This window comes from Mycolicibacterium pallens, from assembly GCF_019456675.1.
In the GTDB taxonomy this organism is placed as follows: Bacteria; Actinomycetota; Actinomycetes; order Mycobacteriales; family Mycobacteriaceae; genus Mycobacterium; species Mycobacterium crocinum.
The window spans coordinates 3911788-3923287 of sequence record NZ_CP080333.1 but is presented as its reverse complement, the minus strand read 5'-3'; the positions used below and the strand labels follow the sequence as shown (position 1 = coordinate 3923287).

Sequence of the window (11500 nt, the reverse complement as noted above, 5' to 3'; positions counted from 1 at the left end):
GCGCAGATCCGGTCGGCCAGCTGAAATACAGGTGGGCGGGTCTACGGCGTCAAGCCAGACAACAACAGGTACAGACGCGCTTGAAATCGACATGCCGCCGCACCACCAGCGCAGGGCTGCGCAGGGTCTGGGGGGCTGTCATGCGGGCCATTCTGCCACGAACGACCTCGATAGCTCTAACCGGGCCAAATTTTGACTCGCGGTGAGCAAAACTCGGCTCTGGGACACTGGAGACATGTCGGTCCGTCCTGCGCCGACCGCCCTACCGGAACTCGCCCTGACGCCCGGCACGGCGTTCGGCATTTACGTCCATGTTCCGTTCTGCGCTACCCGCTGCGGGTACTGCGACTTCAACACCTATACCGCCGGTGAGCTGGGAGGCGCCTCCCCGCACGGCTGGCTGACGGCACTGCGCACCGAGCTGGAACTGACCGCAGGACTGCTGGGCGAGGTGGACGTCGACACGGTCTTCGTCGGCGGCGGCACTCCGTCGCTGCTCGGCGGCACCGGCCTGACCGAGGTGCTGAGCGCGATCCGGGACAACTTCACGCTTGCCGCCGACGCGGAGGTCACCACCGAAGCCAACCCGGAATCGACGTCCCCGGAGTTCTTCGACCAGATCCGTGCCGCCGGCTACACCAGGGTGTCGCTGGGCATGCAGTCAACCGCGCCTCGCGTGCTGGCTGTCCTGGACCGGACCCATTCGCCGGGGCGGGCGCTGCAGGCGGCGGCCGAGGCGACCGCCGCCGGCTTCGAGCACCTCAACATCGATCTCATCTACGGCACGCCGGGAGAGTCCGACGACGATCTGCTGCGTTCCGTCGATGCCGCGCTGTCCGCCGGTGTCGACCACGTCTCGGCCTACGCCCTGGTTGTCGAGGACGGCACCGCGCTGGCCCGCCGGGTGCGCCGCGGCGAGATCGCCGCACCGGATGACGATGTGCTCGCCCACCGCTACGAACTACTCGACCAGCGACTATCGGCGGCGGGGTTGGCGTGGTACGAGGTGTCCAACTGGAGTCGTCCCGGCGGTGAGTGCAGGCACAACATCGGCTACTGGAACGGCGGGCAGTGGTGGGGTGCGGGACCCGGCGCTCACGGGTTCGTCGGCGACACGCGGTGGTGGAACGTCAAGCATCCCAACGCTTATGCCGAGCAGCTCGCCGACGGCCGATTGCCGGTGGCCGATTTCGAGCGTCTCGACGCTCACGCCCGCCATATTGAGAACGTGCTGTTGGGGATTCGGTTGAGCAGCGGGCTACCGGTTTCGGCGTTGACGGACTCCGAACGGCTGCGCGCCGGTGTTGCGGTGACCGAGGGGTTGTTGATCCCGGCCGGTGATCGGTTCGTGCTAACCGACCGCGGCCGGCTGCTGGCCGACGCCGTGGTGCGAGACGTGCTCGACGACTGACGCCGGACACGGCAAGGCCGCGGGGGAGCCTGGGGGGTAGGCACTTCCCGCGGCCTTGCCCGGCATACCTGCCGGTTAGCCCAGCACCCACATGGGAATTCCGTTGAAGCCGAACGCCTGCTGGGGCGAGGTGGCAGGGGGTGTGGCGTGAATCCGCGCGTGACCGTTCTTCTGGCACATGGTCGCGCCGCCCTTGTCCAGGCAGTCGACCGGATTGGGTGCCGCGCCGGCGCTCGGGGCGAGGCCGACGGCCAGTGCTGCGGCACCGGCGGCAACGAGCGGGGCGAGGTGGCGGAGTTTGATCGTCATTGATCGTCCTTTCGTTGGTCGGGAGAGAAACCGTTGGGGGAGTGTAGGTTTCGGTGATCTGCCCGATAACTCCACTCTATGCTCCGAACCGGAGTCGGTCACGGGTTTCATGTCATAGTCAAATCTATTGACCGGCAAACGAACTCGATCATCGAACGCGGGATCCGTTGGTCTGCAACGAGGCGGTGGTCATCGGCTCGACGTGCAGCACTCTGGCGCTGGCGATGTCGTAGAACAACCCGACGACGGTCAGCCGACCCCGCTGGTGCAGATCGTGGATCAACGGGTGTCGCACCAGGGTGTCCACCTGCACCGCCACGCTGACCATGCTCAGCTGGTCCGCGGTATTGAACCCCTGCTCGGCCGCCGATTGCGCGATCGGATGCCGGCCCTCGTCGAAAGCGTCCAAAGCCGGCTGGGCATACTTCAGCCACGATCGCAGGTGTTCCTCACCGGGCTCCCGCTCGCCACCGACTCCCTGCTCGCGCAGCGCGGCATGCATTGCACCACAGGAGGAATGGCCGCACACGACGATGGACGACACCTTCAACCTGCCGACCGCATACGCGATCGCCGCTTCCACCGAGTGATCGAGCTGGTCGGCCGGCACCAGGCCGCCGACGTTGCGCACCGTGAACAGGTCGCCCGGCCCGCTGCTGGTGATCGCATTGGGCACGATCCGGGCGTCGGTGCAGGTGATGAACAGTGTCTCGGCCTGATGGGCATGCGCCAATCTCTCCATATGGGGCCGTATTTGGGGCGCGGTCCTGCGGTGGTACACCTCCAGCCCGTCGAGAACCGACTTCGGCGGGGTGTCGCGCCGGTCCTGGCCGTTGGTGGTGTCCGGGTCTTGCCAGGAACTCCACGGCACCATCCCGAGCCGCTTGTCGATCAGTGAAAAGGCCCGCTGCGGCGGTCCGTCCAGCGCGCTGCTCAGTTCGACCGAGCCGACTTCCTGCACCACCACGGTGCCGCCGGAGGCCTCATGCTGGCGCTGCCAGTCCTCGATGACCTGGTGTGCGGCGTGGTCGATGAAATCGACCGAGATCTCCAGCGTGACGCGCACACCGGGCGGCACCGACGCCAGGGTCTTGTGCAACGCAGGAAGAGACAGGAACGTGGCCGACCCCTCGACCGCGACGCGCCAGTCGTCGTTGTCCTCGTGATCATCGGCCGGCTGGGCGTGGACTCGGGCCCGCGCCACCCGCCACACGGTCAGCGCGACGGCCAGCGCCAACCCGAGCAGAACGCCCTCGAGCAGGTTGAGGAAGACCACCCCGGTGATCGTCACCAGGTACACCGCGATGTCCCCGGTCCGCCGGGCGGTCTTGATGTGGCTGAGCTTCACCAGCTGGATTCCGATGACGATCAGCAGCCCGGCCAGCGCCGCGGTGGGGATCTGCTGGGCCAGACCGGCGAACGGCAGCGCGAAGACCAGGACCCAGACGCCGTGCAGGATCGCCGAGGCGCGGGTCTTGGCACCTGCGGCGACGTTGGCCGAACTGCGCACGATCACACCGGTGATCGGAAGCCCGCCAACCGCGCCGGACACCACGTTCGCGGCACCCTGGCCCACCAGTTCGCGGTTGAGGTTCGACCGCGGACCGTCCTGCATGCGGTCCACCGCGACCGCGGTGAGCAGGCTTTCCACGCTGGCGATCAGCGCCACGGTGATTACGCCCGTCGCGAACGCGCCCCAGTTGCCGTCCGGTAGGCCGGGAGGCGCCAGGGCGTCGAGCAGCGAACCGTTGAGCTGAATGTGCGGCACGTTCAGCGCGAAGAGCACCGACACCGCACTGGCGACGACGATCGCGACCAGCGGGCCGGGCACCTTGCGAACTTTCGCGGGCACCCAGCGCCAGGCCACCAGGATTCCGATCACCAGCAGCCCGACGGCCAGCCCGGCGTGATCGGCGTTGACCAGCTGACCGGGCAGTTCGGTGATATTGCGCCAGGCTGAGCTCTCGGAGCTGCCGCCGAGCAGGACGTGGACCTGCTGCAGCGCGATCGTGACACCGATGCCGGCCAGCATGGCGTGCACGACCATCGGCGAGATCGCCAGCGCCGCGCGGCCCACCCGGCTGACCCCCAGGAGGACCTGGAGGAGGCCGGCGCAGACCGTGATCCCGCAGGTCACCGCCCAGCCGAATTCGGCGACGAGGCCCGCCACGATGACGGTCAGGCCGGCCGCGGGTCCGCTGACCTGCAGGGGTGAGCCGCCAAGGGCGCCGGCGATCACACCGCCGACGATTGCCGCGATCAAGCCCGCCAGCACCGGTGCGTCGGAGGCGATGGCGATACCCAGAGACAGTGGCAGAGCCACCAGAAAGACCACCAGCGAGGCCGGCAGGTCATAGCGCAGGATTGTGGACATCCTGCCCGGTTCTTCGGAACCTTCGAGAGGCGCGGTGGAACGCTGCAAGGCCAGACTCCTGACTGAGTAAGCGAGATCTATTAATTGACAGTCGATTCACGGATCCGGCCACTGACGCGGCGCGAATTCACAAGCGCGACAGTAGGTGTGGTTTCAGGACGCCTTCAAGGAATCCATATCGGATCCATATCTACGCGCCTGCGGCGGCATCGAGTTGTGACCAAAATGTGTCGCGCCTAACAGGTGCTGCCGGAAAGCCATGGCGGCGAACGCAATACGCCGACGCGTGCGTCAGTGCTGCGACCGGCCAAGATATGAAACAGATATGGGGTCCATGACAGATTCCTGTGTTTTCACCAGAATCGAAGTATGGCTATACCGGTCGCACAGTCCTCGTCCCGTCCGCTCCGCCCTCGTCAGGCCATCCTCGGGCAGCTTCCGCGCATCTCCCGGGCCGACGGTTCGCCCATCCGCGTGCTGCTCGTCGACGATGAGCCGGCGCTGACAAATCTGGTCAAGATGGCGCTGCACTACGAGGGCTGGGAAGTGGAGACGGCCGGCGACGGTCGCGACGCCCTGACGAAGTTCCGGGACTTCGAGCCCGACCTCCTGGTGCTCGACATCATGCTGCCCGACACCGACGGACTGCAGATCCTCAAGATGACCAGGGAGACGGACGCCTACACGCCGACGCTGTTCCTGACGGCTCGCGACTCGGTGATGGACCGGGTGACCGGACTGACCGCGGGCGCCGACGACTACCTGACCAAGCCGTTCAGCCTCGAGGAGTTGGTCGCCCGGCTGCGCGGCCTGCTGCGGCGTTCGAAGGCCACCACCGCACCCGAGGACGAGGTGCTCAAGGTCGGCGATCTGGTGCTCGACGGTGCGAGCCGGGAGGTCACCCGCGGTGACGAGCCGATCTCGCTGACCACCACCGAGTTCGAGTTGCTGCGGTATCTGATGCGCAATCCGCGGCGCGCGATCGCTCGCGCCGAGATCCTGGACCGGGTGTGGAACTACGGCTTCGGCGGCCGGTCCAGCATCGTCGACCTCTACATCTCCTATCTGCGCCGCAAGATCGACGCCGGGCGCGAACCGATGATCCATACGGTCCGCGGCGTCGGGTACATGCTCCGGCCAGAGCGGTGACGCCGGCTCACCACAACGAGAGGCGGTGGCATCCCCGCTCGCTGCGCCGGCGGTTGGTGATCTGGGTGTCGGCGATCAGCAGCATCGCGATGATCGGGATCGGTGCGGTTGCGGTGATGAGCCTGCGCGACGAGGCGGTGAGCCTGGCCAACAGTCAGGTCTCCAATTCGCTTGCCGCCTTTAGTTATTCGTATGCCAAAGCCAAACGGTACGGAGAGATCGAGCAACCGGCCGACGGTGGCGCGGGCCACGGCGACCTCAATGAGTTCCCGGGTCAGGGTCCGGGCACGGTGATCGCCATGCTGGACAACGACCGCGCGGTGTACGGCAGTGCGTTCACCGACGGCGAACCCGTCCCGGCGCCGCCGGACGTCCTGCGGGCGTTGGAGACGATCGACTGGGGCAAGGGCGACCCGCAGACCGTCGACCTCGGCAGTATGGGGTCGCATCGGGTGGGGCACCGGGATTTCCCCGGTGGTGAGCGACTGGTGTCGGCCGTGTCGCTGGATCTGGCGAACAAGACCGTGGCCGGCAAGGGCCTGACGGTGGCGGTGCTGGTGATCCTCGCCGTCGCGGTGACCGCGGTCGGGACGATGATCGTGGTGAACTACGCGCTGCGACCGCTGCGGCGGGTAGCGGACGTTGCCGGGCAGGTCGCCGCCCTGCCGCTCGATGCCACCGACTACCGGATCACCGCCCGTGTGAGCCCGGCCGACACCGACCGTCGCAGCGAGATCGGGGTCGTCGGCCACACCCTCAACCGGCTGCTCGCCAATGTCGACTCCGCGTTGGGTGAGATTGCCGCGTCGGATCGGCGGACCCGCCAGTTCCTCACCGACGCCAGCCACGAGCTGCGGACCCCGCTGGCCGCGATCCTCGGGTACGCCGAACTGACCCGGCAGGACAGCGAGGTGCTGCCACCGACCACCGAATACGCGCTCGCCCGCATCGAGGCGGAGTCACGGCGGATGACCTCACTGGTGGCCGACCTACTGCTGCTGTCGCGTCTCGACGAGGGTGGCGACCTCGAGGTCGAGGATCTCGATCTGTGCGACGTCGTCGCCGACGCGGTCAACGACGCCGCGGTGAGCGCACCGGAACACCACTTCACGATCGACCTGCCCGACGAGGCGATCTGGGTGCGCGGCGACCGCGCCCGGCTGCATCAGCTGCTCGCGAACCTGCTCGGTAACGCCCGGGTGCACACTCCTCCCGGCGTCACCGTGATCACCTCACTCACCACCGGCAGCGACGGGTGGGTAGATCTCGTCGTCACCGACGACGGGCCCGGCATCCCGGAGGAGATCATGCCCAATCTCTTCGGGCGGTTCGTCCGGGCCGACAAGTCGCGGTCGCGCGACCTGGGCTGCAGCGGTCTGGGGTTGGCGATCGTGTTGTCGATCGTCGAGGCCCACGGCGGGACCGTGACCGCTCAATCACGGCCGGGCAGAACGGAATTCAGGGTGCGGCTGCCGGCAGCCGCTCAGCTGGCCGAGAACTGATCGGCCGCGCTGCCATCCATGTCGTAGACCCGGGCATGCAGCACGGTCCGATTGCGCAGCGCGGCCCGTACCGCCCGGTGCAGGCCGTCCTCGAGGTAGATCACGCCCCGCCAGCGGACCGCGTGCGGGAACAGGTCCCCGTAGAAGGTCGAGTCCTCGGACAGCAGCCGGTCCAGCGCCAGCACCGTGGTGGTGGTGACCAACTCGTCGAGGCGGATCTGTCGCGGCGGAATCTGCGACCAGTCGCGGTAGCTCAGATTGTGCTCGGGGTATGGCTTGCCGTCCCGAACGCCTTTGAAGATCATCGGGCCGTCGTCCCGGCCGCAGCCGCCCGACCCCGCATCACCATTTGAGCAAGGCTAGTCGCTGGTGGCCGGAACGTCAGCGGTGGGCGAACATCCGTGCGTCGCCGGCACCACGCGGTGGCACTCGGCGTGCGTGGGTGCTAAAAGCGGACGTGAGAGTCCGTAAAATGGAGACGACTTGGAGGTGTACCGGATGGGAAGTGCTGACGACCGTCGTTTCGAGGTGCTCCGTGCCATCGTCGCCGACTTCGTGGCGACCAAGGAGCCGATCGGTTCCAAGGCCCTCGTCGACCGCCACAACCTGGGCGTTTCGAGCGCAACGGTGCGCAACGACATGGCGGTACTAGAGGCCGAGGGATACATCACCCAGCCCCACACGAGCTCCGGGCGGGTGCCCACCGAGAAGGGTTATCGGGAGTTCGTCAACCGCATCGACGACGTCAAGCCGCTGTCGACTTCTGAACGTCGGGCGATCATGCAGTTCCTCGAGTCCGGCGTCGACCTCGACGACGTGCTGCGCCGCGCGGTGAAACTGCTGGCCCAGCTGACCCGGCAGGTGGCGATCGTCCAGTACCCGACGCTATCCACCTCGACGGTGCGACACCTCGAGATCGTCGCGCTGACTCCGGCCCGGCTGCTGATGGTCGTCATCACCGATTCGGGCCGGGTCGATCAGCGCATCGTCGAGCTCGGCGACACCATCGACGAGCACCAGCTGTCGCAGTTGCGGGAATTGCTCGGTCAGGCGCTGGAGGGCAAACGTCTGGCGGCGGCCTCGGTCGCGGTGGCCGATCTGGCCGCGCGGCTCGACGGGTCGGGCGGCCTGGGCGATGCCGTCGGGCGGTCGGCGACCGTGCTGCTGGAGTCGCTGGTCGAGCACAACGAGGAACGCCTGCTGATGGGCGGCACCGCCAACCTGACCCGCAACACCGCCGACTTCGGCGGGTCGTTGCGCTCGATCCTCGAGGCCCTCGAGGAACAGGTCGTGGTGCTTCGGCTGCTGGCCGCGTCACAGGAAGCGGGTAAAGTCACGGTGCGGATCGGCCAGGAGACCGAGGCCGAACAGATGGCCGGAACGTCGGTGGTCACCACGACCTACGGCAGCTCGGGCACCGTGTACGGCGGTATGGGTGTTTTGGGACCCACCAGAATGGACTATCCGGGAACTATCGCCAATGTCGCGGCGGTTGCGATGTACATCGGCGATGTCCTAGGACACCGAGCCGGGTAGCCGGCGACATTAGACACCGAGCCGGCTAGCCGGCGGGGATTCGAAAGGTCAACAGTGGCACGGGACTACTACGGCTTGCTCGGGGTGAGCAAGGGCGCCAGCGATCAGGAGATCAAGCGCGCCTATCGAAAGCTGGCCCGCGAGTACCACCCCGACGTCAACCCCGACGAAGAGGCCCAGCACAAGTTCAAGGAGATCAGCGCCGCCTACGAGGTGCTGTCCGATCCGGAGAAGCGGCGCATCGTCGACCTGGGTGGCGACCCGCTGGAAGGCGCCGCGGCGGGTGCCAACGGGTTCGGCGGCTTCGGCGGCCTGGGTGACGTGTTCGAGGCGTTCTTCGGTGGTGGCGGCGGATCGCGCGGCCCGATCGGCCGGGTGCGCCCGGGTTCGGACTCGCTGCTGCGGATGCGCCTGGACCTCTCGGAGTGCGCGACCGGTGTCACCAAGCAGGTGACCGTCGACACCGCGGTGCTCTGTGATGTGTGCCAGGGCAAGGGAACTCACGGCGACTCCAGCCCGACGGCCTGCGACACCTGCGGTGGACGTGGTGAGGTGCAGACGGTACAGCGTTCGCTGCTGGGTCAGGTCATGACGTCGCGGCCGTGTCCGACCTGCCGCGGTGTTGGCGAGGTCATCCCCGACCCGTGCCACCGGTGCGCCGGTGACGGACGGGTGCGCGCCCGGCGCGACATCAGCGTGAAGATCCCGGCCGGTGTCGGCGACGGCATGCGAGTGCGGTTGGCCGCGCAGGGCGAGGTCGGTCCGGGCGGTGGTCCGGCGGGTGACCTCTACGTCGAGGTGCACGAGCAGCAGCACGACGCGTTCGTCCGCGACGGCGACGACCTGCACCTGACCGTGTCGGTGCCGATGGTGGACGCCGCGCTGGGTACCTCGGTCACCGTCGACGACATCCTCGACGGACTGACCGAGATCACCGTGGCGCCGGGCACCCAACCCGGCTCGGTGATCACGCTGCGCGGGCATGGGATGCCGCATCTGCGTTCCGGCGTCCGCGGTGACCTGCACGCACACATCGAGGTGACGGTGCCCGGCAAGCTCGACGCCCGGGCCAAGGAATTGCTCGGCGAGTTCAAAGCCCGCAGCCACGCCGAACCCGAGGTCAAATCCACGCATGCCGCGGCCGGCAACGCCGGCGGACTGTTCAGCCGGCTGCGCGAGACATTCAGCGGCCGTTAGGCGTTGGCCGACACACTGTTCTACGCCGACGCCATCCCGGCGGTCGGGCAGCAGGCTGTCGTCGACGGCGACGAGGGTTTCCACGCCGCCACGGTCCGGCGGATCCGGCCCGGGGAGCGGCTGGTCCTGTCCGACGGCGACGGAACGCTGGCGCGCTGCGAGGTCGAGGAGACCAGCAAGCGGGGCTTCTCGGCCCAGGTGCTGGAACGTTGGACGGCGCCGCGTCCGCACCCGACAGTGACTGTGGCGCAGGGTATTCCGAAATCGGAGCGTTCGGAGCTGGCGATCGAGTTGGCGACCGAGGCCGGCGCCGACGACTTCATCGCCTGGCAGGCCGACCGGTGTGTCGCGCGTTGGGACGGTGAGCGCGCGGAGAAGGGGCTGCGCCGCTGGCGTGCGGTCGCGCGTTCTGCGGCCAGGCAGTCACGGCGCGCCTACATCCCGCAGATCGACGGTCCGATGACGACGGCCGCGCTGGCGGGTGTGGTCGCCGAGCGTGCCGGTGCCGGCGGACTGGTGCTGGCACTGCACGAATCGGCCGACCGCCCGCTGGCCGAACTGCCGGTGGCCCAAGCGGATTCGATCCTGTTGCTGGTGGGTCCCGAGGGTGGTATCAGCGACGCCGAACTCGCCCGGCTGACCGACGCCGGTGCCACGGCGGTCCGGCTCGGGCCCACGGTGCTGCGCACCACGAGTGCGGCCGCGGTGGCTTTGGGCGCGCTCGGCGTGCTCACCGACCGATGGTCGACGGTCTGAGTCAGGACGGATCGGGCCGGGCGGCCAGGCGCGCGTAGATCGACGCGGCCTCGGCGCGGTTGCTGGCGTGCAGCTTCCGAAGCACCCGTTTCACATGGGATTTCACGGTCCCCGGGGTGATGACGAGTTCGTCGGCGATCTGCTGGTTGGTCCGCCCGTCGGCCATCAGCCGCAGCACCTCGGCTTCACGGCGGGTCAGCATCTCGTGCACCCGCGACTCGACCTCGGCCGGCCGGCGGCTGGCCGGACTGCGTTCGGCGGGTTCGACCTTGCGCAACTCCAAGTCCGCGTCCTGCAGTGCTTGGGCGGCCTGCTCCGCGGTGGCCAGTGCGGCGCGCACGTCGGCGTGCTGGCGGCGCATCCGCTCCATCAGCACGGTGCGTTCGAAGGCATAGCCGAATCCCTCGGCGAACGCCCACACGGTGTCGCGGTCGATCTCGTCGACGGTGCGCCCGGAGTACAGCCGGTCGGCGTGCAGGAAGCCGATCACCCGTCCGGTCGGCATGACCGGCGCCGCGACATAGGAGCGGGTCAGCGAGAAATCGATGATCGGGCGGTTGACCCGCGGATCGTTGCGGGCGTCACGCACGATTTCCGGTGCGTGCCTGCGGATCATCTGCGTCTGGAGCAGCATGTGATCCAGCGGTGGGGCGACCGACTGCGCGAAGGCGATCATCTTCTCGGCGCCGTCGACGTCGTCGCCGAAGTACGCCGATTCCATCACCATCTTGCCCTCGTGCACCCGGAACAGCACCGCACGGTCGAAGCCGCACGACTCGACGAGTTCCCGCGGAGCGCGGTCGACGATCTTGGCGACCTCGTCGATTCCGCGCAGCTTGGATAAGCCTTCCTGAACCCGCAGCAGCGCCAGCGTCCGGCGCCGGGCACTGTCCTCGATGAGCTGGCGCTCCAGCAGAGACAGGTCGAGCACGGCTTCCAGTGCGGCCAGCGCCTTCTCGTCGCCGAGGGCTTCCAGCGCCTCGCGCACCAGGGTGGCCTGGGCGTCGACGGTGTCGGCGACGGCCCGGATCGGGTCGTCGGCGCGTTCGACGATGCCCGACCGGCAGGCCTCGTCGTAACGGCGGGACACCGCACTGACCGGCGGGGCCTTGGAGGCCCAGCCGGGGTGGTTGCCGTCGACGAGCGCGGTGACGGGCAGACAGTCGGTAGGGGTGGTCACAGTCAGGCGATCGTCTCACCGCGATCGCGGCGGTGGTGGCAAAACTGCCCGCTCGGGAGCGCAACTGACCTCTATCGGGAGATCGA

Annotated in this window: 10 protein-coding genes; 6 read left to right on the top strand and 4 right to left on the bottom strand. The window is 68.0% G+C overall.

Annotated elements, in window-relative coordinates; all coding sequences use genetic code 11:
* The first annotated feature begins 235 nt into the window (after positions 1 to 235).
* Positions 236 to 1411 carry a radical SAM family heme chaperone HemW gene (gene hemW / locus K0O64_RS19240; RefSeq protein ID WP_071943200.1) on the top strand — a complete coding sequence of 392 codons (1176 nt, stop codon included), beginning with the start codon at positions 236 to 238 and terminating at the stop codon, positions 1409 to 1411.
* Between the two features lie 75 nt (positions 1412 to 1486).
* Here hemW and K0O64_RS19235 read toward each other — a convergent pair whose 3' ends face one another.
* Together K0O64_RS19235 and K0O64_RS19230 are read right to left on the bottom strand one after the other, a co-directional pair.
* Positions 1487 to 1720 carry a hypothetical protein gene (locus K0O64_RS19235; RefSeq protein ID WP_071943202.1) on the bottom strand — a complete coding sequence of 78 codons (234 nt, stop codon included), beginning with the start codon at positions 1718 to 1720 and terminating at the stop codon, positions 1487 to 1489.
* A 148-nt stretch (positions 1721 to 1868) separates the two neighbouring features.
* Positions 1869 to 4094 (bottom strand): SulP family inorganic anion transporter, encoded by a 2226-nt coding sequence (locus K0O64_RS19230; RefSeq protein ID WP_220045667.1) that lies wholly within the window; start codon positions 4092 to 4094, stop codon positions 1869 to 1871.
* Between the two features lie 369 nt (positions 4095 to 4463).
* Here K0O64_RS19230 and K0O64_RS19225 point away from each other — a divergent pair, with 369 nt between their 5' ends.
* Positions 4464 to 5243, top strand: a complete 780-nt coding sequence (locus K0O64_RS19225) for a response regulator transcription factor (protein ID WP_071943206.1) — start codon at positions 4464 to 4466, stop codon at positions 5241 to 5243.
* Complete coding sequence (locus tag K0O64_RS19220) at positions 5240 to 6745, top strand: sensor histidine kinase (protein ID WP_225933485.1); 1506 nt, start codon at positions 5240 to 5242, stop codon at positions 6743 to 6745. Before K0O64_RS19225 ends, K0O64_RS19220 begins: the two co-directional genes overlap by 4 nt.
* Here K0O64_RS19220 and K0O64_RS19215 read toward each other — a convergent pair.
* Positions 6727 to 7050 carry a type II toxin-antitoxin system VapB family antitoxin gene (locus K0O64_RS19215; protein WP_071943210.1) on the bottom strand — a complete coding sequence of 108 codons (324 nt, stop codon included), beginning with the start codon at positions 7048 to 7050 and terminating at the stop codon, positions 6727 to 6729. The genes K0O64_RS19220 and K0O64_RS19215 overlap by 19 nt on opposite strands.
* Before the next feature lie 193 nt (positions 7051 to 7243).
* On the opposite strand from K0O64_RS19215, the gene hrcA reads away from it, so the two are divergent.
* The 3 genes from hrcA to K0O64_RS19200 are packed head-to-tail and all read left to right on the top strand — an operon-like array spanning position 7244 to position 10234.
* Positions 7244 to 8281 carry a heat-inducible transcriptional repressor HrcA gene (gene hrcA / locus K0O64_RS19210; RefSeq protein WP_071943212.1) on the top strand — a complete coding sequence of 346 codons (1038 nt, stop codon included), beginning with the start codon at positions 7244 to 7246 and terminating at the stop codon, positions 8279 to 8281.
* A 54-nt stretch (positions 8282 to 8335) separates the two neighbouring features.
* On the top strand, positions 8336 to 9478 hold the full coding sequence (dnaJ, locus tag K0O64_RS19205; protein WP_220045666.1) for a molecular chaperone DnaJ: 1143 nt from the start codon (positions 8336 to 8338) through the stop codon (positions 9476 to 9478).
* Between the two features lie 3 nt (positions 9479 to 9481).
* Positions 9482 to 10234, top strand: a complete 753-nt coding sequence (locus K0O64_RS19200; protein WP_071943216.1) for a 16S rRNA (uracil(1498)-N(3))-methyltransferase — start codon at positions 9482 to 9484, stop codon at positions 10232 to 10234.
* A 1-nt stretch (position 10235) separates the two neighbouring features.
* Here the strand turns inward: K0O64_RS19200 and K0O64_RS19195 are convergent, their stop codons facing one another.
* Positions 10236 to 11420 carry a LuxR C-terminal-related transcriptional regulator gene (locus K0O64_RS19195; protein WP_220046512.1) on the bottom strand — a complete coding sequence of 395 codons (1185 nt, stop codon included), beginning with the start codon at positions 11418 to 11420 and terminating at the stop codon, positions 10236 to 10238.
* Positions 11421 to 11500 lie beyond the last annotated feature (80 nt).